Below are 22099 nucleotides of genomic sequence, written 5' to 3' on the forward strand. Positions count from 1 at the left end.
ACCGACCGGCGCCGCCCCTTCAGGCCCGGTAGTACGCCTCGATCGGCGTCCGGGCCTCCTCGTGCAGGGCCGGGCCGTCCTGCGGCACCTCCGGCCAGGCGCCCGACGGCGGGTTGAGGGCGACGAGCTGCTCCGTCGACAGCCCGTAGACGACCCGCCCGATGCCGGACCGGACGATGCCGCCGTGGCACATCCCGCACGGCTGGCAGCTGGTGTACATCGTGGTGCGGGCGGCCGTGTCCGGGTCGAGTTCGCGGGCGGCCCAGCGGGCGAGCTTGAGTTCCGGGTGGGCGGTGATGTCGTCGTCGCGACGCACGGTGTTGTGCGCTTCGGCGAGGACTTCGCCGTCCGGGCCGGCCAGCAGGGAGCCGTACGGGGCGTCGCCGAGGGTGACCGCGCGGGCGGCGATGGCGACGGCGCGGCGCAGCAGGGTCTCGTCGGCTTCGGTGATCACGTGGTCGCCGCCTTCCAGTGGGTGGTCACGGTGGTGAGGTCCCGCCAGGCGGTCTGCGGGCGGCGGGTCTCGTCCGGGTCGCCGTGGTACGGGTCGAGGACGACGGTTTCGGCGCCGAGGGCGCGCAGTTGCCGCAGGTCGTCGAGGACCTGCTCGACGGTGCCCACCCCGGCGGGGCGGTCAGGGTCGTCGACCGGCTCGGTGGTCAGCCGCAGGGCGATCCGGGGCGCGAAGCCCGGCATCCGGTGCTCGGAGAGGACGGCCGCCATCCGGTCGAGCGGCAGCCGCAGGGGATGCCAGGCGTCGCCGTACCGGACCGCCCGGCGCAGCGCGGCCGGGCTGTGGCCGCCGACCCAGACCGGCACGGACCGGCCCTGCGCCTGTTGCCCCCAGAGGTCCCGCAGAGTGCCCAGGTACTCGTCGGTCAGCCGGCCGCGCGCGGTGAACGGCACGCCGAGCGCGGCGAACTCCTGGCGCGCCCAGCCGACGCCCACCCCGAGGACGAACCGGCCGCCGCTGAGCCGGTCGAGGGTGTCGGCCATGCGGGCCACCAGCAGCGGGTCGCGGTAGGGCAGGACGAGCACGGTCGTGCCCAGTCGCAGGCCGGTGGTGATCCCGGCCAGCCAGGACAGTGTGGTGAACGGCTCGTGGAACGGCTCCGGGTACCGCTCGGCCACGTCCGGGGTGACCGCCACGTGGTCCGACACCATGAGGAGGTCGAAGCCGAGCCCCTCCACGGTGCGGGCCCACTCGCGCAGCACGCCGGGGTCGGTGCCCGGGCCGAAGTTCGGGACGTTGACGCCAAGTTGCATGCTGCGAGGCTATCCCCGTGATCATGGGTCACGGAACGGATTCCTCCCGGTCTCGGCCGCCCGTGGCCGTGGTTCTCCCGGTAGATTCGCCGCATGGCCGTGAATCTTGACGACACCGACTGGGCGATCATCGAGCAGCTGCAGGGCGAGGCCCGGATCTCCCTGAGCGAGCTGGGGCGGCGGGTGAGCCTCAGCGCGTCCGCGACCACCGAGCGCGTCCGGAACCTGGAGTCGCTGGGCGTCATCACCGGCTACCACGCGTCGGTGGACCTGACGAAGGTCGGCTACCCCGTCCTCGCCGTCGTCCGGCTGAAGTACCCCGGCAACCGGCACGAGCCGCTGCGCCGGCTGCTCGCCGAACGGCGCGAGCTCCTGGAGTGCCTGCGCACCACCGGCGACGACTGCTACACCCTGAAGGTCGCGGCGACCTCCATGGAGCACCTGGAGACCCTGGTCGACGAGCTGGCCGGCTTCGGCAGCACCACCACGAGCGTCGTCTACAGCCGGACGCTGCCGCTGCGCGGGCCGGCCAGGCCCTGAGGGCGGCGGCGGAGGCGCTCCCTCGATCGGGGGAGGTCGTTCGTGGGCCGTGCGACCAGACTGGCGGTCGTGCTCAGGGAGGACCTACTCCCCACGTTCCCAGAGGAGTTGACCCATGCGTCAGCGGATCCGCCACATCGCCCTCGCACTCTCGGCCGCGGTCGTCGTCGGCACCGGCGTCCTGACGCCCGTCCAGGCCACCGCGTCCGCCGCCTCCCGCCCCGACACCGTCCGGCAGGGGCTGGACGCGCTGGTGCGCACGGACGGCGTGCCCGCCGCGCTCGCGACCGTACGGGACCGGGACGGCCGGACCCGCCACTACACGGCGGGAGTGGGGGACCTGGCCACCGGTGCGAAGGTGCCGGTCGACGGGCAGGTGCGGATCGGCAGCAACACCAAGACCTTCACCGCGGTGGTCGTGCTGCAGCTGGTGGGGGAGGGCAAGGTCGACCTCGACGCCCTGGTCGACCGGTACCTCCCCGGCCTGATCCGTGGCGAGGGCATCGACGGGGGGCACATCACCGTCCGCCAACTCCTGCAGCACACCAGCGGATTGGCCGACTACGAGGGGCTGCTCGACGAACCCTCGCTCCGTGACCGGTACTTCGAGCCCCGTGAGCTCCTGGACCTCGCCCTCGCGCAGAAGCCCGTCTTCGCTCCCGGGGAGAAGTTCGGCTACAGCAGCACCAATTACGTGCTCGCCGGCCTGCTCGTCCAGAAGGTCACCGGCCGGCCGCTCGCCGAGGAGATCGACCGGCGCATCGTCCGGCACCTCGGGCTGCGGCACACCTACTTCCCGGCCGTCGGCGACCGGACCATCCGCGAGCCCCACCCCCGGGGCTACCGCAAGGACACGCCGGACGGGCCGCTGGGCGACTTCACCGAGATGGACCCCTCGGCGGGCTGGGCGGCCGGGCAGATGATCTCCACCGGCTCCGACCTCAACCGCTTCTTCTCCGAACTGCTCGCCGGGAACCTCCTCCCGCCCGCCCAGCTCGCCCAGATGCGCACCACCGTCCCGATCGGGGACACCGGCGCGGGCGCCGGCCTGGGGATCCTCAGCCGGCCGCTCTCCTGCGGCGGGGTCTACTGGGGGCACGGCGGCGACATCCCGGGGTACGAGACCCGGGGCGGCGTCACCGACGACGGCCGCGCCGTCTCCGTCGCGGTGACCACCGTCCCGACCGACTACGGCGTGACCGAGCGCCTGGAGGGCGTCGTGGACGCGGCGTTCTGCCGCTGAGCCGCCGCTGAGCCTCCGGCGGGTCTCCGGCCCTCAGCCGTCCGCGGCCAGCTCGGCGTTCGCCCGCTCGGTGACCAGGGCCAGCACCCGGCCCGCGACGGCGAGGTCCTCGGCGGGGATGCCGCCGTAGAGCCGGGCGGTGATCTCGGCGGACTCGGCCGTGGTGCGTTCGTACAGTTCGCGGCCGGCGTCGGTGAGCCGCAGCCCGGCCCCCTCGGCGGGGTCGGCCGCCAGCAGCCGTGCGGCCGTCAGCTCCTCGACCACGTCGCGTACGACGGACTCGTCGACCTTCAGCGAGCCGGTGACGTCGTCGACGAGCGCGTCGGTGGCGATCGAGCCGCCCGCGACCGCGACGGCCCGGAGCGTCACGCTCTGCCGGAACGTGATGCCGTGGCGCTCCAGCACGCCCTCCAGCAGGGCGCGCGCCGCGTTGTGCGCCAGGGCGACGACCCGGCCGTTCACGGCTGCGGTGGTGGTGGGGGCGGAAGCGGGGGTGCCGGTACTCGTGGTCATGGTTGCTCCTCGTCGTTCTCGGTGGACGGATCAAGAGGTGCGTCGAGCAGCGCGGCCAGTTCGCTCGTGAACTGCCGCGCGCGGGGGCTGTCCTGGCCGCCGAGCGGCTCCAGCAGCCGGTCCAGGAGGCCCTGGACCACCGTGATGGCGCGGCGGGTGACCTCGCGCCCCTCCTCGGTGAGCGTCAGCTGCATGGCGCGCGGGTCGTCCGGGTCCCGGGTGCGGGTGACGAGCCCGTTGGCCTCCAGCGCGCGGGCGAGCTTGGAGACGTACAGCGCCTCCAGCCCCGTGTGGTCGGCGAGCCGCCGCTGGCTGGGCCGCAGCCCGGAGCGGGCCATGCCGTACAGGGACGCCATCACCGCGTACTGGGCGTGCGTCAGGCCCAACGGCGCGACCGCCCGGTCGACGGCCACCCGCCACTTCATCGACAGGCGCCAGACCAGGAACCCCGCCGTCGCGCCCTCGGCTGCTGTACTCATGACAGATACCGTACATGGCTACTATGTCCATGGCTACTGTTTTGCGCGCGGGCCGGCGGAAGCCGGAACGCCGACGGCCCCGCGATCGGGGTGCGATCGCGGGGCCGTCCGCCGCCGTCCGGGGCCCGGGGGCCCGGTGGGGTCAGCCGATGGAACGGGGCAGCCGGGTGGTCAGGTACAGGATGGTGAAGGAGCCGAGGAACTGGATCCCGAGGCAGAGGGCGAGCGCGTGGCCCATGCCGAGGCTGGGGGAGAGCGACAGGTACAGGGTGCCGAGGGTGGCGACGCCGAGGGCGAGGCTGGACTGCTGGCTGGTGGCGAGGACGCCGCTGCCGACGCCGGCCCGGGCGGCGGGCACCTTGGAGAGGACGACCCGGAACAGCGGGGTGCCGATCAAGCCCTGGCCGATGCCTGCGAGGGCGACGCCCGGGGCCATCCGCAGCGGCGAGAAGTGCGACCAGTCGGCGAGGACGGTCAGGGCGAGGGTGGTGAGGCCGGCGGCCTGGATGACGGCGCCCGCGCTGAGCACCCGGCTGCCCCAGCGGCCGATCAGGCGCGGGCCGGCGAGCGAGGCGCTGAAGTAGCCGACGGCCATCGGGACGAGCGCCCAGCCGGCCGCGACCGGGCCGAGCCTGAGGCCCTGCTGGAGGGCGACCGCGATGACGAACATGAAGCCGCCGAAGCCGGCGAAGTAGGGGAGCGCGATGCCGAGGCCGCGCCGCATCTCGGGGATGCGTAGCAGGGTCGGCGGCACCAGCGGGGTGTCCCCGCGCCGCTCGGCGCGGCGCTCGACCAGGGCGAAGGAGACGGCCAGCACGGGGAACAGCGCGAGCAGCACCCAGGACCAGAGCGGCCAGCCGGCGGCCCGGCCCTCCATCAGCGGGATGAGCAGGGAGAGCAGAGTGGCGGTGAGCAGCACGGTGCCGGGCACGTCGACCCGGGCGGCCTGGGTGGCCCGGCTCTCCGGGACGTAGCGGAACGCGAGGACGACGGCGAGCAGCGCGAACGGCACGTTCAGCAGGAACACCGAGCGCCAGCCGGTGCCGAACAGGTCGGCGGCGACCAGCATCCCGCCGAGCACCTGCCCGATCACCACCGAGATGCCGCCGACCGCGCCGTAGACGCTGAGCGCGCGGCCGCGCCGGGCGCCGTCGGTGGCGGCGGTGATGGTGCCGAGCACCTGGGGGATCAGCAGCGCGGCCGAGGCGCCCTGGGCGGCCCGGGCGGCGACCAGGGACCACGCGTCGGGGGCGAGGCCGCAGGCCAGCGAGGTGAGGGCGAAGGTGGCGGCGCCGACGACGAAGAGCCGGCGGCGGCCGAAGATGTCGCCGAGGCGCCCGCCGAGGACGAGGAGGACGGCGAAGGCGATGCCGTAGCCGGCGGCGACCAGTTCGAGGACGGCGGGCCCGGCGGCCAGGTCCTCGTCGATGGTGGGCAGGGCGACGTTGACGATGAAGAAGTCGAGCATCGGCAGGAAGGCCCCGAGCAGGACGGTGACCAGCCCGGCGGTGCCGAGGGCGGGGGTTCCGTGGGCGGGGGTTCCGAGAGCGGCGGTGCCGGGCGCTCCGGTGGACGGGGCGCCGGCGGGGCTGCGGGTGGCCGCGCTGCCGGGGGTGGTGGCGGTGCGGTGCGGGGTGGGGGCGGCGGCGAGTCGTTGGGTCACGGGTCATACGATCCGCCCGCTCTCACCCTGGTACCAGAGTGTGGTTATCCAGGTATAAGAAGTACCTGGCAACAGGCTGACGGCTGCCGCATGCTGGGGAGCATGAGCCTGATGACCCCCGCCGCACAAGCCCCCGCCAACGGATCCGCCCGGCCGCGCCCGGTCGGCCCGGTCGGTGCCGAGGACGCCCGCCGGCACGAGCTGGCCGCGTTCCTGCGCAGCCGCCGCGAGCGGATCGCGCCCGACCAGGTGGGCCTGCCGATGACCGGTCGCCGCCGGACGCCCGGGCTGCGCCGGGAGGAGGTCGCGCAGCTCGCCGCGGTCGGGGTGACCTGGTACACGTGGCTGGAGCAGGGCCGGGACATCCAGGTGTCCACCCAGGTGCTGGACGCGGTCTCCCGGGCGCTGCTGCTCGACCCGAGCGAGCGCGCGCACCTGTTCACCCTGGCCGGCGCGGACGACCCGGCGCCGGTGAGGGAGTGCCCCTCGGTGACCCCGAGCGTGCGGCTGGTGCTGGATCAGCTGGCGCCGTACCCGGCCCTGGCGGTCAACACCCGCTACGACGTGCTGGCGTACAACGCGCAGTACACCGGGATCGTCGGCGACCTCGCCGCCCTGCCGCCGGAGGACCGCAACCTGATGTGGATGGCGTTCACGCCCTCGCGGTTCCGCGAGGTGCTGATCGACTACCGCACCGAGCGGCTCGGCATGGTGGCCCGGTTCCGCTCGGCGATGGCCGACCACAGTTCGGAGCCGGCCTGGAAGGCGCTGCTGGCCCGGCTGCTCAAGGCCTCGCCGGACTTCGCGGAGGTCTGGCAGCGGCACGACGTGATGCGGCCGAGCAACGGCATCAAGCGCTTCCAGGTGCCCGGCGTCGGCCTGCTGAGCTGCGAGTACACCAACTTCTGGCTCAGCCCCCGGCTCGGCACCCGGATCATCACCTACACCCCGCTGGACGACGAGACCCGCGCGCTGATGGACCGGCTCCCCACCGGGGCCTGAGGTCAGGCCCGGACGGCGGCGCCCCGCCCGAGCAGCAGGCACACCGCCGCGAGCGGCAGCTCGACGCAGCCCGCCATGACGAGCGCCGCGAGCACCGCGCAACCCGGCCCGGCGCAGGCGATGTCGGCCAGGGCGTCCCCGACGAGCAGCACGGCCACCGCCGCGCCCGCCCACAGCGCGGCGGGGCTGCGCCGGCGCAGCAGCGCGTCGAGCGAGAGCAGGGCGGAGAACTCCACCAGGTCCAGCACGACCCACACCGTCTCGTGGGAGACGGCGAGGACGGCCAGCCAGGGCAGCAGCGCGACCGCGGCCAGGGCGGGCACCCGGGCGAAGCGCGCGGGCAGGACGACGGCGGGGACGGCCGAGGATATGAACGGGGGGACGAACGGGACGGTCCGGACGGTCCGGACGGGCCGGGCGGAGAGGGCGGCGGTGCTCATGCCGCACCCCCGGCCCGGCGGCCCGGGACCCGCTCCAGCGGCAGCCGCTCGGCGCCGCCGCCCGCCGGGTGCTCGACCAGCACCGCGTCGAACGGCCCCTCGGCCCAGGCGAGCCAGAACCGCCCGGCCACCGTGACCACCTCGGCCGCGGCGGCGGCCCGGCGGGACCGGCCCGGCCCGGAGGCCCGGAACGCCCGGAACCCCGGGAGGCCTCGGAACCCCCGCCGCCCGGTGAACACCACCGAGGGCGCGGTACCGTCCGCCGGCAGCCGCCCCCAGGCGAGCACGTGCCGGGCCCGCCCGGTGGACGGGCAGCGCCGAGCCCCGCGCAGCAGCTGCGGGGTGAGCCGGGCGGCGACCAGGACGTCGGCCAGCTCCCCGTGCTGGTACAGCTCCAGCGCGGCCCGGCCGCGGCCGGCCCCGACGCTGCGGACCGACCAGGGCCCGCCGCCGGCGGGCAGCGACCCGACCGGCAGCGAGCCCTCCGACGACGCCCCGGCCGGCGACCCGACCGGTGACCCGGTCGGCCGCGCCCCCGCCGGCTCCGACGCCGGGAAGAGCGCGCCCCCGGTGACACCCCCGTGGTTCCCGGGGACGCGCCGCCCGTGCGGCGGAGTGGCGGAGTGCGATGCGGTGCTCGTCATGGGCTCAAGCCTTCCGCCCGGCACCCCCTTCTGTCGGTGGTGCTCCACCCCGAATCGGGGGTGTAGCCAGGTACACCCCCAGCGGGTACCCCCCTTCATGGCGGCCGATGATCACCGGGCCCTACGCTGTCGGCCATGCCCTCCACCACGCTGCGCCGAGCGCTCGTCAGGAGCCTCCGGCGCCCACCGTGGTCGTCCGAGGTCCGGCGGGACGTCCGCTTCATAGCCGCCGGCCTGCCGTTGGCCCTGCCGGTCTGGCTGGCCGTCACCGAGTCCCGGATGCTGTTCGCGGTGCTCGCCGCCGTCCTGCTGTGCACCCGTCCGCTGACCGCCCTCCAGCGCGGCCGGCTGCGCGCGCTGTACGGCGTGGAGATCCCGCCGCCGCGCCCGGTCACCGGCTCCCGCAGGCTGCTGCTGGGGCTGACCTGGCGCCAGGTGCTGCACCACCTGGTGGTCGGCCCGCTGCTGGCGGCGGGCGCGCTGGCGGTGCTGTACGGCGCGGGCGCGGCCGTGGTGCTGACCACCCTGTACGGCTGGATCTGGCTGATGCCCCCCGGCACCGCGCTGCGCTCGGACCTGGCCGGGACGGACGTCGCGCTGACGGTCATCGGGGTGGCGCTGCTGGTCGCGCTGCCCTGGGCGGCGGAGGCCACGGCCCGGCTGGAGGTGTGGGCGGCGCGGCGGCTGCTCGGCCCGGACCGGGCGGAGGCCCTGGAGCGCCGGGTCGAGGAGATCACCGAGAGCCGGGCCGGGCTGGTCGACGCGGTGGACGCCGAGCGCCGCCGGATCGAGCGCGACCTGCACGACGGCGCCCAGCAGCGCCTCACCTCGCTGGCGATGAACCTGGGCCTGGCCCGGCGCACCCTCAAGGACGTCCCGCCGGAGGTCATGCAGGTGATCGTCGACGCGCACGAGGAGGCGCAGGCGGCCATCGACGAGCTGCGCGACCTGGTGCGCGGCCTGCACCCGGCCGTCCTGGAGGACCGCGGTCTGGACGCGGCGCTGTCCGGCATCGCGGCCCGCGCCCCGCTGCCGGTGCGCCTGGACGTCGAGCTCTCCGAGCCGATCGCCCCGACCGTCGAGGCGGTCGCCTACTTCACCGTCTCCGAGGCGCTCACCAACGTGGCCAAGCACGCCCGGGCCGAGCAGGTCGACGTCTCGGTGCGGACGACCGGCGGCCGGCTGCGCCTGGTCGTCAGCGACGACGGCGTGGGCGGCGCGGACGCCTCGCGCGGCACCGGGCTCACCGGTCTGCGCCAGCGCGCCGGCTCGGTCGACGGCTCGCTGTCCGTTCTCAGCCCCCTCGGGGGCCCCACCACCATCACCGTGGAGTTGCCGTGCGTGCTGTGATCGCCGAGGACTCGGTCCTGCTGAGGGTCGGCCTGGTCAAGGTCCTGGAGGCGGTGGGCTTCGAGGTGGTGGCCGCCGTCGGGGACGCCGTCGAACTGCTGGCCGCGGTCGAGGAGCACCGCCCGGGCGTGGTGGTGGCGGACGTCCGGATGCCCCCGGGCTTCACCGACGAGGGCGTCAAGGCGGCGATGGTGATCCGCCGGCAGTGGCCGGAGACGGCCGTCCTGCTGCTCTCCCAGTACGTGGAGGAGCGCTACGCCGCCGACCTGCTGTCCACCAACACCAGCGGCGTGGGCTACCTGCTCAAGCAGCGGGTGGCCAACGTGGACGACTTCGTGGACGCGCTGCAGCGGGTCGCCGAGGGCGGCACCGCGCTGGACCCGGAGGTGGTCGCCCAGCTGCTGGTGCGCCGCCACCGGGACCCGCTGGAGAAGCTGACCCCGCGCGAGCGGGACGTGCTGGGCCTGATGGCGGAGGGCCGCTCCAACGCCGCGATCGCCGCCTCGCTGGTGGTCAGCGACAGCGCGGTGGCCAAGCACATCAACTCGATCTTCACCAAGCTCGACCTGCCGCAGGCCGAGGACAGCCACCGTCGGGTGATGGCGGTGCTGCGCTTCCTGGAGGTCGGGTGAGCGCGGGCGCCGCGAAGGCCTGGCGGGTCACCGGCACGGTCGCGACGGTCCTGGTGCTGATCGGCGCCGGGCTGCAGACCTGGTCGGTCGTGGCGCAGCAGGAGTCGACCAGCAGCCGGTCGTACGAGGTGCCGGTCGACCGGCTGCGGCTGGAGACGGGGAACGCCTCGGTCAGGGTGCGGGCCGGACGGGCGGACCACGTGGTGGTCGGCCAGCGGCTGGACTGGACGGTGCGCAAGCCGGTGGTGTCCAGCATCATCGTCGACGGCCTCCTCACCGTGAGGGTGCAGTGCCGGCCGATCCTGCCGGTCGCGGACTTCGGCTGCGGCGCCGAGATCGAGGTGGAGGTGCCGGCGCAGACCGGGGTGTCGGGATCGCTGGGCTCCGGCTCGGTCCGGGTGGAGGGCCTGAGCGGGAACGTGGACGTGGAGCTCGGCTCCGGCGAGCTGCTGCTGTCCGGCACCTCCGGGGACGTGACGGCGCGCGCCACCTCCGGGCTGATCCGGGGCGAGGACCTGAAGGCCCGGCGGGTGGACGCGCGGACCACGTCGGGGGCGATGGAGCTGTCCTTCGCCAGTGCCCCGCAGCAGGTGGAGACCAGGGCCACCTCCGGTTCGGTGACGATGACCCTGCCGAGGGGCAGCCGCTACGCCTTCTCCAGCGACATCGGCTCGGGCACCGGCCGGATCGACCCGCAGCTGGCGGACTCCGGCAGCCCGAACCACATCCACGCGACGGCCACCTCGGGGTCGATCACCATCGACCCGTCGTAGCGGCCGGGCCGTGGTGGCGGTCGACCGGTCGTGGCGGCCGGGCCGCCGGTTCCGGCGCCGGGCCGGCCGCTCACCCGGGTGGGGGACAATGGAGAGTCCCGTCCCCTCGACCCGAGGTCAGCCGCGCATGACAGCCACGCCCGCACCCACCGCGTCCGACACCGAGTTCGCGCCGCTCGACATCGGCCCGATCCAGGTGTGGCCGCCCGTCGTGCTGGCGCCGATGGCCGGCATCACCAACGCGCCCTTCCGCACCCTGTGCCGCGAGCAGAGCGGCGGCAAGGGCCCGCAGGCCCCGGACGATGCCGGGGCGGCGTCGCGGGCCGATGGCTCTCGCCTGGCGTCGTTGTCGTCGGTCGCCGCAGCTCCGCTGCTACTCCCTCCTCCGCCTGGCCAGACTCGGCCCTCGACCCGCTCCTTCTCCCACCCCGGCATCGTCCGGGGCCTGTACGTCTCGGAGATGATCACCACCCGGGCGCTGGTCGAGCGCAACGCCAAGACCATGCAGCTGATCAAGTTCGACGCGAGCGAGAAGCCGCGCTCGATCCAGCTGTACGGGGTGGACCCGGTGACGGTCGGCAAGGCCGCCCGGATGATCTCCGACGAGGGCCTGGCCGACCACATCGACCTCAACTTCGGCTGCCCCGTCCCGAAGGTGACCCGCAAGGGCGGCGGCTCGGCGCTGCCGTACAAGCGCAACCTGCTGCGCGAGATCCTGCGCGAGGCCGTGGCCAACGCGGGCGACCTCCCGGTGACCATGAAGATGCGCAAGGGCATCGACGACGACCACCTCACCTACCTGGACGCCGGCCGGATCGGCGCCGAGGAGGGCGTGGCCGCGATCGCCCTGCACGGGCGCACCGCCGCCCAGCACTACGGCGGGACGGCCGACTGGTCGGCGATCGCCCGGTTGCGGGAGTCCGTGCCGGCGCACGTCCCGGTGCTGGGCAACGGGGACATCTGGTCGGCCGAGGACGCGCTGCGGATGATGCGCGAGACCGGCTGCGACGGCGTCGTGGTGGGCCGCGGCTGCCTGGGCCGGCCGTGGCTGTTCAAGGACCTGGTCGCGATCTTCGAGGGCGACGTCGACCACGCCCGCCCCGACTTCGGCTACGTGGCGCGGGCGATGGTGCGCCACGCGCAGCTGCTCGGCGAGTGGATCGGGGACGAGACGCGCGGTGTGATCGACTTCCGCAAGCACGTCGCCTGGTACACGAAGGGCTTCTCGGTCGGTTCGGAGCTGCGGGTGCGGCTCGCCAACTCCTCCTCGTTGGCCGATCTGGCCGAAACCCTGTCCGAAGTGGAGCAGTCCCAGGGCTGGCCGGTGGGTGCGGACGGCCCGCGCGGGCGGACCAGCGGCAACGGCCGGGTGGTCCTGCCGGAGGGGTGGTTGGACGATCCGTACGACTGCGCCCGACCGGGTGAGGACGCCGAATCGGACACCTCCGGCGGATGATCTATACGGGCCGGCGAATTCGACCCTCGTCGGTCGATTGCCACTAGGTCCCAGCCCTCTTGTCCAATCTGGACAGGAGGGCTCCTTTTCGGCATTCGGATGTCACGGAACGAGCACGTTTCTGGACGCTGTGCGACGATCGGCGGAGGCGTTCTACGTTCGAGCGGTGAGACGCGCTGGTGACCCTTGCCACACGCCGTCGGGACTGATGGTGGGTCAGTGGACGAAATGGACAGGTCGGCCGTGGATCGCTTCCCGAAGCCGGTCGACCGGGGATCGGCCGATCCGGGTGCAGGAAATCAAGCCGGGGCAACGCGACGGAACCACGCCCGCTACCCAGCGTCCGAATCGTGCGATCTTCCGGTTTCGTTGGCTTCAAGAGTTGAAGGCAAGCTAGCGTCAGGCGGACGATTTCACCAACAGAGGTGAACGCCTTTATGCGCTTTCGATCTAGAGGGTTACCTCTCGGTACCGGCCTCGGGTGGCCTATTCAGGGCAGAGAAGTGCCTTCGAAATGGGTATGTTCTCCGGCGTCAGGGCAACCGCGTACGAGGAGACCGACCCGTGCCGTCCCAGCAGAAGTTTGTTTACTCCTTCACTGAAGGAAACAAGGACCTCAAGGACCTTCTCGGCGGCAAGGGCGCGAACCTGGCCGAGATGACCAACCTGGGCCTCCCCGTCCCCCCGGGGTTCACCATCACCACCGAGGCCTGCAAGGTCTTCCTGGAGACCGGCAGCGAGCCCACCTCCCTCCACGAGGAGATCAGCGCCCACCTGGACGCCCTCGAGCAGGAGATGGGCAAGAAGCTCGGCCAGGCCGACAACCCCCTCCTGGTCTCGGTGCGCTCCGGCGCGAAGTTCTCCATGCCCGGCATGATGGACACCGTCCTCAACATCGGCCTCTCCGACACCTCGGTGACCGGCCTCGTCGCCCAGTCCGGCAACGAGCGCTTCGCCTGGGACTCGTACCGCCGCCTGGTCCAGATGTTCGGCAAGACCGTGCTGGGCGTCGACGGCGAGCTGTTCGAGGAGGCCCTGGACGAGGCCAAGCACGCCAAGGGCACCGTCAACGACCTGGACCTGGACGCTTCCGACCTCCGGGAACTGGTCGAGGTGTTCAAGGGCATCGTCGAGCGCGAGACCGGCCGGGCCTTCCCGCAGGACCCGCGCGAGCAGATGGACCTCGCCATCCACGCGGTCTTCCACTCCTGGAACGGCGACCGCGCCCGGCTGTACCGCCGCCAGGAGCGCATCCCGAACGACCTCGGCACCGCGGTCAACGTCTGCAGCATGGTCTTCGGCAACCTCGGCGAGGACTCCGGCACCGGTGTCGCCTTCACCCGCGACCCCTCCACCGGTGCCCAGGGCGTCTACGGCGACTACCTGTCCAACGCCCAGGGCGAGGACGTCGTCGCCGGCATCCGCAACACGCTGCAGCTGTCCGAGCTGGAGAAGCTCGACAAGAAGTCGTACGACGAGCTGATGGCGATCATGCAGAAGCTCGAGAACCACTACCGCGACCTCTGCGACATCGAGTTCACCATCGAGCGCGGCAAGCTCTGGATGCTGCAGACCCGCGTCGGCAAGCGCACCGCCGCCGCCGCCTTCCGGATCGCCGTCCAGCTGGTCGACCAGGGCCTGATCGACCTGGACGAGGCCCTGATGCGCGTCACCGGCGGCCAGCTGGCCCAGCTGATGTTCCCGCGCTTCGCCCCGACCGCCGAGTCCAAGCAGATCGGCTGGGGCCTCGCCGCCTCGCCGGGCGCCGCGATCGGCAAGGTCGTCTTCGACTCGTACACCGCCGTCAAGTGGTCCCGCTCCGGCGAGAAGGTCATCCTGGTCCGCCGCGAGACCAACCCGGACGACCTGGACGGCATGATCGCCGCCGAGGGCATCCTCACCTCGCGCGGCGGCAAGACCTCGCACGCCGCCGTCGTCGCCCGCGGCATGGGCAAGACCTGTGTCTGCGGCGCCGAGGAGCTGGAGGTCGACACCAAGGCCCGCAAGTTCACCACCGCCGACGGCCTGGTCGTCCACGAGGGCGACGTCGTCTCCATCGACGGCGCCAGCGGCAAGGTCTACCTCGGCGAGGTACCGGTCCTGCCGTCCCCCGTCGTCGAGTACTTCGAGGGCACCCTGCACGCCGGCGCCGACGTCCAGGGCGGGCTGGTCCAGGCCGTGCACCGGCTGATGTCGCACGCCGACGGCCGCCGCCGGCTGGCCGTGCGCGCCAACGCCGACAACGCCGAGGACGGCGGGCGCGCCCGCCGCTACGGCGCCCAGGGCATCGGCCTGTGCCGCACCGAGCACATGTTCCTCGGTGAGGAGCGCCGCAAGGAGGTCGAGCACCTGATCCTCGCGGACAACGACAAGGACCGCGAGCAGGCCCTCTCCACCCTGCTGCCGCTGCAGAAGAGCGACTTCCTGGAGCTGTTCCAGGCGATGGACGGACTGCCCGTCACCGTCCGGCTGCTCGACCCGCCGCTGCACGAGTTCCTGCCCGACATCACCGAGCTGTCGGTGCGCGTCGCCCTCGCCGAGGCCCGCAAGGACCCGAACGAGAACGACCTGCGGCTGCTCCAGGCGGTGCACAAGCTGCACGAGCAGAACCCGATGCTGGGCCTGCGCGGCGTCCGCCTCGGCCTGGTCATCCCCGGCCTGTTCGGCATGCAGGTCCGGGCCATCGCCGAGGCCGCCGCCGAGCGCAAGCTGGCCGGCGGGGACCCGCGCCCCGAGGTGATGATCCCGCTGGTCGGCACCGTCCAGGAGCTGGAGCTGGTCCGCGACGAGTGCGAGCGCGTGCTCGCGGAGGTCGCCCAGTCCACCGGCGTCCAGCTGGACATCAAGCTCGGCACCATGATCGAGCTGCCGCGCGCCGCGGTGACCGCCGGCCAGATCGCCGAGGCCGCCGAGTTCTTCTCCTTCGGCACCAACGACCTCACCCAGACGGTCTGGGGCTTCTCCCGGGACGACGTGGAGGCCTCCTTCTTCACCGCCTACCTGGAGAAGGGCATCTTCGGGGTCTCCCCGTTCGAGACCATCGACCGCGACGGCGTCGGCGCGCTGGTCAAGCACGCCGTCGAGGCCGGCCGGGCCACCCGCCCCGACCTCAAGCTCGGCGTCTGCGGCGAGCACGGCGGCGACCCGGAGTCGGTCCACTTCTTCCACGAGGTGGGGCTGGACTACGTCTCCTGCTCCCCCTTCCGGATCCCGGTGGCGCGCCTGGAGGCCGGCCGCGCCGCCATCGAGACGGCGGGCAGCGACTCGCGCTGAGTGAGGGAAGGCATCCCCTCCTCACGCGGGGCGACTGACCGCTCCCCCTCCCACCGGGAGGGCGTACACCGGAGCTCGGCGCAGGAGAACCGGCGTACGTGACACGGCCGGGCGGGAACGGACAACGGCGTCCGTTCCCGCTCGGCCGTACGTGTTTCCCGCGGGCGGCACCCCCAGCCCTTCGCCCCGGGCCGTGCGGCGGTGTGGCGGTGGCCACGTGTGTAGCTCGCCGGGCCCGGCGAGCCCGCCTGCCAAGCTGGTCCGCATGACCAGTCGTAAGAACCCGCTCGTCGTCGTGGCCGTGCTGATCCTGGTACTCCTGGCCGGGGCCGGGTACCTCCTCGCGAACAAGGGGAGCGGCCACTCCAAGGCCGCCGCGAGCCCCGCGGCGGCCGCCACGGGCACCCCGGCCGCCGGCTCCCAGGCGCCCAAGCCCTCGGCGCCCAAGCCGTCCCCGCCCGCCGGCGGCACCGCCCCGGCCGGCACCTGGGTCCCCGCCGACCCCGCGCTGGCCGACGTCTGCCGCACCAAGCTCCCCAGCCAGGCCCAGGACACCCTCGGCCTGATCGCCAAGGGCGGGCCCTACCCCTACAACCGCGACGGCATCGTCTTCGAGAACCGCGAGAGCCGCCTCCCCAAGAAGGCCGACGGCTACTACCACGAGTTCACCGTGGTCACCCCGGGCTCCAACGACCGCGGCACCCGCCGGGTGGTCACCGGCACCTCCGGCGAGCAGTACTGGTCCGCGGACCACTACGCGACCTTCCAGGAGATCGACCCCCGCTGCTGAACCGCCGCCGTACCCTCACCGCGCCCGCCCTCATCGCACCCGCCCTCAGCGCGCCCGGCGCCAGCTGACCCGCTCGTGCGGGCCGTGCGGGCCGGTGGTGACCAGCGCGGTCAGCTCGTGCAGCACCGGCGCCGGATCCCGGCGGAGCTGGACCGGGGTGGTGCGGACCACCGGGAGCCCGGCGGCGGTCAGCCGGTTGGCGCGGGCCAGCCCGCGCTCGTGGTCGTCCGGGCGCAGGTGCCAGGCGCGGGAGTCGATCTCCAGGGCCACGCAGGCGTGCGGCCAGTAGGCGTCCGGCACGGAGAGGAAGCGCCCGTCCAGGAAGAGCACCGGGTTCCACAGCGGCTCGGGCAGGCCCGCGTGCGCCAGCAGTTCGCGGGCCTCGCCCTCGACCACCGAGCGCACCCCGGCGGTCAGGTCCTCCACCACCCGGGCCACCTGCGGCAGCCCGAGCGCGCCCGGTCTGGCCAGCAACTGGTCCAGCAGTTCGCCGAGTTCGCAGTGCCGCCGCTGGACGGCCTCCGCGCAGAGCGCCCGGAACCGGTGCTGCCCGGTCCCTCCCGGCGCGAGGTCCGCCAGCGCCCGCGCCACCGTGGTGCTCCACAGCCCGTCGTCCCGCTCGAAGCCGCCCGGCATCGCCCCGCCCGCCCGGTGGATCCGGACGAACTCCAGGTCACGAACCCGGCGTTGGCGGGGGATCAGGACGTCGACCGCACCGAGGTCGGCCGGGTGCCCGGCGCTCGGCAGCCCGGCGGCGGCCAGCACCGCGAAACCGGTCAGCAGCACGTCCCCGGCGCGCGGCTGGTGCCCCTTCGGCGTCGCGTAGGCCAGGGCGGCCCGCAGCTTCTGGTGGACCGTCAACCTCCCGTTCTGCAGGCAGATCACCCGGGGGAGCACCTGCTGCCAGGGCCCACCCGGCCGCAGCCGGTGGGCGATGGTGCCGGAGGGCACCCCGAGGCGGCGCAGCTGCGCCCGGGTGGCGATGTGCTGCTGGTCGGCGCCGAGCAGGGCGACCGGGTCGAGCGGGTTCGCGCGGGTCATGCCAGGGTGCTGCCCGCCCGGATCGGAGGTATGCGAAACATCCCCCCGTCGGGGGCTCCCGGCAAACGTGTTGACGGAGCAGTACAGAGCAGAACGGAGCAGAACAGAGCAGAACAGAGCAAAGGTGTTGACGGAGCGGCGCCCGACCGGCTGAGCTGGTGCCCATATGACGACCCCACACACCGGCCCCGCGCTCGACGCGCTCCAGGGCCTCTCCGTCGGTGACGCCCTCGGTGCCCAGTTCTTCGTCCCCGGGACGGCCCGTACCCACCTCGCCGACCGCACCGACCCGCCCGGCCCCTGGCCGTGGACCGACGACACCGAGATGGCCTGTTCGGTGTACGCCGCCCACACCGAACGCGGCGCGATCGACACCTTCGACCTCACCCACGCCTTCGCCCGCCGCCACGACTTCGACCGCGGCTACGGCCCGGCCGCCAACCGGATGCTGCGGCTGATCCGCGAGGGCGGCGACGCGAAGCGGCTGGCCGCCGAACTCTTCGACGGCCAGGGCTCGTACGGCAACGGCGCCGCGATGCGGGTCGCCCCGCTCGGCGCCGCGTACGCCGAGGACCCGGCGGCGGTGGTCCGCCCGGCCGCCGACACCGCCGTCGTCACCCACACCCACCCGCAGGCGGTGGACGGCGCGATCGCGGTCGCGGTGGCGGCCGCGTACGCGGTCCGGGCGCGCACCGAGGCCGTGACGCCGCACACCTTCCTGGCGGCGGTGGCCGCGCTCACCCCGCGCGGGGCCGTCCACGACGGCCTGACCGAGGCGATCGGCCTGCTCGCCGAACCCGATCCGCTGGTCGCCGCCGAGGTGCTCGGCAACGGCAGCCGGACCTCGGCGGTCGACACCGTCCCGTACGCCCTGTGGTGCGCCGCCCGGAACCTCGCCGACTACCGGGCCGCCGTGTGGGACGCGATCGCGCCCGGCGGCGACATGGACACCGTGGCCGCGATCACCGGGGGAGTGGTCGCCGCGCACACCGGCGCGGACGGCATCCCGGCGGCCTGGCCGGCCGCCCGCGAGCCGCTGCCCGACTGGGCGTTCCCCGAGCCGGGCGGCGTCCGCGGCCGCGAAGAGCGGCTGCGGCTGCCCCGGCCGCACCCCGTCCCCGACGTGGTCTGGACGGACGGGCAGTGGCAGCGCATCCGGTCCGACGCCCCGTCGCGGGGCCGCTGGTGGGTCAGCACCCGGGAGGGCGTGGTCAGCGTGCACCACCCCCGGGGGCACCCGGTCTGGGAGGTGACGGTGGCGTCCGTCCGCGGCGGCTGGCGCCCGGTCACGGCCTTCGTCGAGGCGTACCCGGGTGCCTACCCGCTGTTCCCGGACGGCCGGAACCTCGCCGACCTCGACGTGGTCCTCGCGGCCGTCGCCGCCCGGGACCGCGTCACACCGTGATCATCAGCTGCCCGGCGCCGCTGCCGCCCTGTCTAAGGCACTCCTGGTTGATCGCCGGATCCGGCGCGCTCGGCGAGGTGGCGGCGGCGATCCGCAGCTCGATGATGTCCCGGACGGCCGGCCACTCGGCGTCGAGGATCGAGTAGAACGCGGTGGAGCGCACCACCCCGTCCAGTCCGCGCGAGTGGGCCCGGCGCACGCCCTCGCAGGTCGCGCCGAGCCGCTCGATCGCGGCGCGCGAGCGCTGGTTGCGGGCGTCCGCGCGCAGCGAGATCCGCTGCACGCCCCAGGTCTCGAAGGCGTGGCGCAGCATCAGCAGCTTGGCCTCGGTGTTGATGCCGGTGCCCTGGGCGCGCGGCGAGAGCCAGGTGTTGCCGATCTCGGCGGCGTCCGGGACGGCCGTGGCCGGATCGCCGAACGGGACGCCGGGCATCGGGGGCCACACCATCGGGCCCTGCCAGTAGTCCAGTTCGAGGAACCGGGTGGAGCCCACCACCCGGCCGTCGGCGACGTTCACCGTCGCGAACGGCAGCGACCGTCCGGCGGCCTGGTCGGAGAGGGCACGCGCGATGTAGTCGCGGGCCGCTTCCAGGCCGTGCGGGACGGGCGTGAAGGCGTAAGTCGTACGGTCCTCGGCGCCGGCCTCGGCGATGGCCTCGGCGTGGTGCGCGGCGAGGGGCTCCAGCCGCACGGTGCGGCCGGTGAGGATGACAGGTACGGGCACGGAACCTTCGGTCCTTCATCGGTCGGAGGATGCCTCCCGCGCCGGGGTACGGCACGAGGTGCGGGGACGGTTTCGCCCCGGCCCGGGACCGTCCGCCGGGTAGCCGTGCGCGCCGGAGGATTCCGGTCGGGCGGGGCGGGGGCGGCGGCCCAGGAACGGGCGGCGCGGGTGCCGGAACGGACACGGATCCTCGGACCGGTCCGGCGGGAAGAGCGAGGGGACAGTGTGCGTCCGCGAAATGGCCGAAGAGGGAACGAGAGCGCGAAGGGAAGCAGGCGGCCAGGTGAAGGCAAGGTGCGTCGTGGGGCTGGCCGAGCACCGGACCGGGACGTGGCCGACGGCGTTACGGGACGACGTGACGACGACGCGACGATGCGAGGCAGCGAGAGGACGATACCCGCCAGAAGGCGGTGCGTCACTTCGCGGCGCGCGAATGGGCGCGCGGGCCGCTCCGGCGGGCCTCCGGACGGGCCCCCGCACCCCCCGTGACCAGGGACTCTTCCTTCGGGTGCGATCATGGTCGGGAGCGGTCGGCCGGGGGCGTCGGAGGAGTCGTCCGGCGTGGCGGGAATTCCCCCGTCGCCCGGTGCGCTGGAGAGGACGAGAAGCCGGTCGGCCGGGACGAGCAGAGAACGGGGTTGGGTGCGCGGTGCGTGACTTCCAGGCGTTGTACGAGCTGGATCAGCAGGGCGTGGCCGCGGTGGCCGCGGCCACCGCGCGGTTGCGCGACACCGGCGCCGGTCTGGTGCTGCTCCACCACTTCGAGGGCTTCATGGACGCCGGGGAGGCCGGCGGCCAGGTGGTGGCCCACCTGCTGGAGACGGGCTCGCCGCAGGTGGTGGCCCGCTTCGACCACGACCGGCTGGTCGACTACCGGGCCCGCCGCCCCGCGATGGTCTTCGACCACGACCACTGGACGTCCTACGACCCGCCGGAGATCCTGCTCCAGCTCGTCCACGACGCCGCCGGCGCACCGTTCCTGCTGCTCAGCGGCCCGGAGCCGGACGTGGAGTGGGAGCGCTTCGCGCGCGCCGTCCGCGAGCTGGTCGAGCGCTTCGAGGTCCGCCTCTCGGTCGACTTCCACGGCATCCCGATGGGCGTGCCGCACACCCGCCCGGTCGGCCTGACGCCGCACGGCAACCGGCTGGACCTCGCGCCCGGGTACCCGCAGTGGTTCGAGCAGGCCCAGGTCCCGGGCAGCGCCCAGGCGCTGCTGGAGTACCGCCTGGCCGAGGCCGGGCACGACGTCCTGGGCTTCGCCGTGCACGTGCCGCACTACGTGGCCCGCTCGGCCTACCCGGCGGCGGCCGTGCTGATCCTGGAGGCGGTGCAGTCCGCCACCGGGCTGGTGCTGCCCGGCACCCGGCTGCGCGAGCGGGTCGGCGAGGTCTACGCCGACATCGAGGAGCAGTTGACGCAGGGGGACGGCGAGTTGCGCTCGGCGATCCGCGGCATGGAGGGCCAGTACGACGCGGTGGCGGGCGCCGAGAACCGGGAGAGCCTGCTGGCCGAGCCGGTGGACCTGCCCTCGGCGGACGAACTGGGCCGGCGCTTCGAGCAGTTCCTGGCCGAACACGAGCGCGACGCGGAGTAGCCGCTAGGTGGCCGTTCCGTACGCCCTCGGTGCACGCTCCGTACGCGTGCGTTCCCCTTGGAAGGATTTCGCGGAGGCGGGATTCATCGTCGCCGGCCGCGCGTTGGAGCCTGAGGTGCCCGGGGGACGGGCTGCCGTAGGGAGCCGACCGTGACTCGACGCACCCCCGGGGGGACCGCATGCCCAGGACCACACGCCCGACCCTCACCATGACGGCGGGGGCGGCCGCGCTGGCCGCCCTGCTGCTCGCCGGATGCACCGGCGGCGGCGGTACGGACAACCAGGGGAAGGACCTCGCGGACGCGGTGCCCGGCCGGGCGAAGGCCGGCGCGACCCCGACCCCCACCCCACCGCCCACCGGCCCGTACGTGGCGCTCGGCGACTCCTACACGGCCGGCATGCAGATCCCCCCGCACGCCGGCGAGCCGCGCGGCTGCTCCCGCTCGGGGGTCAACTACCCGTCCCTGGTGGCCAAGGGCCTCGGGGTGGCGTCCGGCGAGTTCCGGGACGTCAGCTGCACCGGCGCCACCACCGTGGACCTCACCGCGCCCCAGGACACCGGCAACGGCACCAACCCGGCCCAGCTGGACGCGCTGACCGCGGACACCCGGCTGGTCACCCTCGGGATCGGCGGCAACGACGCCGGATTCATGGAGGTCGTGACGGAGTGCGCCAAGGACAACCTGGTGGACGCGGTGAAGGGCGTGATCAAGCAGACCCGGGCCGCCTCGCCCTGCCGTGACCACTACTCCTCCGGCGACGGCGACGACCAGGTCCAGCGCAAGGTGAACGAGGCCGGGGACCGGCTCGGCAAGGTCCTCCAGGACATCAAGCGGCGCTCCCCGCAGGCCCGGGTGTACGTGATCGGGTACCCGACGCTGCTCCCGGCCGACCCGGCGAGCTGCCTGCCGGTGCTCGGCAAGACGGTGGCCGTCCCCGACCTGGGCTTCCTCTCCGAGAAGGAGCAGCAGCTCAACGGCATGCTCAGGAAGCACGCGCAGGCCGCCGGCGCGGTGTTCGTGGACACCGCCGGGCCCTCGGTCGGGCACGACATGTGCGCCGGCGAGGACAAGCGCTGGGTCGAGCCGCCGTTCCCGGCCCGCGGCCTGGCGCCGATCCACCCCAACGCCAAGGGGCAGGAGGCGGTGTCCGGCTTCGTCCTCAAGGCGATCCGGGGCTGACCGGGGCTGACCGCCGCGGCCCGGGGCCGACCGCCGCGGCCTGGGCCGACCGGCGCCGCCGGAGCCGTGCGCACCGCGGCCGCCGCGCCC

At 73.9% G+C, this 22099-nt stretch carries 21 protein-coding genes; 12 read left to right on the forward strand and 9 right to left on the reverse strand.

Going from position 1 to position 22099, the window contains the following annotated elements:
• Positions 1–19: 19 nt before the first annotated feature.
• Both IE332_RS19595 and IE332_RS19600 read right to left on the reverse strand, forming a co-directional pair.
• Entirely contained in the window at positions 20–454 is a 435-nt protein-coding gene (locus tag IE332_RS19595) for a nucleoside deaminase (protein WP_189918055.1), read from the reverse strand.
• Positions 451–1266: an LLM class flavin-dependent oxidoreductase gene (locus IE332_RS19600; RefSeq protein WP_189918058.1), complete on the reverse strand. Its 816-nt coding sequence runs from the start codon at positions 1264–1266 to the stop codon at positions 451–453. The genes IE332_RS19595 and IE332_RS19600 overlap by 4 nt, the downstream gene beginning before the upstream one ends.
• 93 nt (positions 1267–1359) lie before the next feature.
• Between IE332_RS19600 and IE332_RS19605 the strand changes: the two genes are divergently transcribed.
• Together IE332_RS19605 and IE332_RS19610 are read left to right on the forward strand one after the other, a co-directional pair.
• Positions 1360–1806, forward strand: a complete 447-nt coding sequence (locus tag IE332_RS19605; protein ID WP_189918060.1) for an Lrp/AsnC family transcriptional regulator — start codon at positions 1360–1362, stop codon at positions 1804–1806.
• A gap of 115 nt (positions 1807–1921) precedes the next feature.
• The gene (locus tag IE332_RS19610) at positions 1922–3049 is read left to right on the forward strand and encodes a serine hydrolase domain-containing protein (protein ID WP_189918062.1); all 1128 of its coding nucleotides are present in this window, start codon (positions 1922–1924) and stop codon (positions 3047–3049) included.
• Between the two features lie 33 nt (positions 3050–3082).
• Here IE332_RS19610 and IE332_RS19615 read toward each other — a convergent pair whose 3' ends face one another.
• The 3 genes from IE332_RS19615 to IE332_RS19625 form a co-directional block, all read right to left on the reverse strand.
• Positions 3083–3562 carry a winged helix DNA-binding protein gene (locus IE332_RS19615; RefSeq protein ID WP_189918064.1) on the reverse strand — a complete coding sequence of 160 codons (480 nt, stop codon included), beginning with the start codon at positions 3560–3562 and terminating at the stop codon, positions 3083–3085.
• On the reverse strand, positions 3559–4041 hold the full coding sequence (locus IE332_RS19620; RefSeq protein ID WP_189918071.1) for a MarR family winged helix-turn-helix transcriptional regulator: 483 nt from the start codon (positions 4039–4041) through the stop codon (positions 3559–3561). Before IE332_RS19620 ends, IE332_RS19615 begins: the two co-directional genes overlap by 4 nt.
• A 142-nt stretch (positions 4042–4183) precedes the next feature.
• Positions 4184–5704, reverse strand: coding sequence for an MFS transporter (locus tag IE332_RS19625; RefSeq protein WP_189918073.1), 1521 nt, complete (start codon positions 5702–5704; stop codon positions 4184–4186).
• Between the two features lie 102 nt (positions 5705–5806).
• Between IE332_RS19625 and IE332_RS19630 the strand changes: the two genes are divergently transcribed.
• Positions 5807–6706 (forward strand): helix-turn-helix transcriptional regulator, encoded by a 900-nt coding sequence (locus tag IE332_RS19630; RefSeq protein ID WP_229928728.1) that lies wholly within the window; start codon positions 5807–5809, stop codon positions 6704–6706.
• 2 nt (positions 6707–6708) lie between these two features.
• On the opposite strand, the gene IE332_RS19635 is transcribed toward IE332_RS19630, so the two are convergent.
• Positions 6709–7146 carry a hypothetical protein gene (locus IE332_RS19635; RefSeq protein ID WP_189918075.1) on the reverse strand — a complete coding sequence of 146 codons (438 nt, stop codon included), beginning with the start codon at positions 7144–7146 and terminating at the stop codon, positions 6709–6711.
• Positions 7143–7790 (reverse strand): hypothetical protein, encoded by a 648-nt coding sequence (locus tag IE332_RS19640; protein WP_189918077.1) that lies wholly within the window; start codon positions 7788–7790, stop codon positions 7143–7145. The genes IE332_RS19635 and IE332_RS19640 overlap by 4 nt, the downstream gene beginning before the upstream one ends.
• Before the next feature lie 135 nt (positions 7791–7925).
• On the opposite strand from IE332_RS19640, the gene IE332_RS19645 reads away from it, so the two are divergent.
• The 6 genes from IE332_RS19645 (at position 7926) to IE332_RS19670 (ending at position 16064) form a co-directional block, all read left to right on the forward strand.
• Positions 7926–9140, forward strand: coding sequence for a sensor histidine kinase (locus tag IE332_RS19645; RefSeq protein WP_189918079.1), 1215 nt, complete (start codon positions 7926–7928; stop codon positions 9138–9140).
• Positions 9128–9772, forward strand: coding sequence for a response regulator (locus tag IE332_RS19650; protein ID WP_189918081.1), 645 nt, complete (start codon positions 9128–9130; stop codon positions 9770–9772). Before IE332_RS19645 ends, IE332_RS19650 begins: the two co-directional genes overlap by 13 nt.
• The gene (locus IE332_RS19655; RefSeq protein WP_189918083.1) at positions 9769–10545 is read left to right on the forward strand and encodes a DUF4097 family beta strand repeat-containing protein; all 777 of its coding nucleotides are present in this window, start codon (positions 9769–9771) and stop codon (positions 10543–10545) included. Before IE332_RS19650 ends, IE332_RS19655 begins: the two co-directional genes overlap by 4 nt.
• A gap of 127 nt (positions 10546–10672) precedes the next feature.
• Positions 10673–12001, forward strand: coding sequence for a tRNA dihydrouridine synthase DusB (gene dusB / locus IE332_RS19660; protein WP_229928729.1), 1329 nt, complete (start codon positions 10673–10675; stop codon positions 11999–12001).
• 564 nt (positions 12002–12565) lie between these two features.
• Positions 12566–15274, forward strand: a complete 2709-nt coding sequence (gene ppdK / locus IE332_RS19665; RefSeq protein WP_189918085.1) for a pyruvate, phosphate dikinase — start codon at positions 12566–12568, stop codon at positions 15272–15274.
• 265 nt (positions 15275–15539) lie between these two features.
• Positions 15540–16064, forward strand: a complete 525-nt coding sequence (locus tag IE332_RS19670) for a ribonuclease (RefSeq protein ID WP_189918087.1) — start codon at positions 15540–15542, stop codon at positions 16062–16064.
• 45 nt (positions 16065–16109) lie between these two features.
• Here the strand turns inward: IE332_RS19670 and IE332_RS19675 are convergent, their stop codons facing one another.
• Positions 16110–17105, reverse strand: a complete 996-nt coding sequence (locus IE332_RS19675) for a putative endonuclease domain-containing protein (protein ID WP_189918089.1) — start codon at positions 17103–17105, stop codon at positions 16110–16112.
• Positions 17106–17271: 166 nt separating this feature from the next.
• Here IE332_RS19675 and IE332_RS19680 point away from each other — a divergent pair, with 166 nt between their 5' ends.
• On the forward strand, positions 17272–18510 hold the full coding sequence (locus tag IE332_RS19680; protein WP_308437586.1) for an ADP-ribosylglycohydrolase family protein: 1239 nt from the start codon (positions 17272–17274) through the stop codon (positions 18508–18510).
• On the opposite strand, the gene IE332_RS19685 is transcribed toward IE332_RS19680, so the two are convergent.
• Positions 18500–19234, reverse strand: a complete 735-nt coding sequence (locus IE332_RS19685) for a GNAT family N-acetyltransferase (protein WP_189918091.1) — start codon at positions 19232–19234, stop codon at positions 18500–18502. The genes IE332_RS19680 and IE332_RS19685 overlap by 11 nt on opposite strands.
• Before the next feature lie 649 nt (positions 19235–19883).
• On the opposite strand from IE332_RS19685, the gene IE332_RS19690 reads away from it, so the two are divergent.
• Positions 19884–20828, forward strand: coding sequence for a PAC2 family protein (locus IE332_RS19690; RefSeq protein ID WP_189918093.1), 945 nt, complete (start codon positions 19884–19886; stop codon positions 20826–20828).
• A 179-nt stretch (positions 20829–21007) separates the two neighbouring features.
• Positions 21008–22009 (forward strand): SGNH/GDSL hydrolase family protein, encoded by a 1002-nt coding sequence (locus IE332_RS19695; RefSeq protein ID WP_189918095.1) that lies wholly within the window; start codon positions 21008–21010, stop codon positions 22007–22009.
• Positions 22010–22099 lie beyond the last annotated feature (90 nt).

It is taken from the genome of Kitasatospora xanthocidica (genome assembly GCF_014656195.1).
Classification (GTDB): Bacteria; Actinomycetota; Actinomycetes; order Streptomycetales; family Streptomycetaceae; genus Kitasatospora; species Kitasatospora xanthocidica.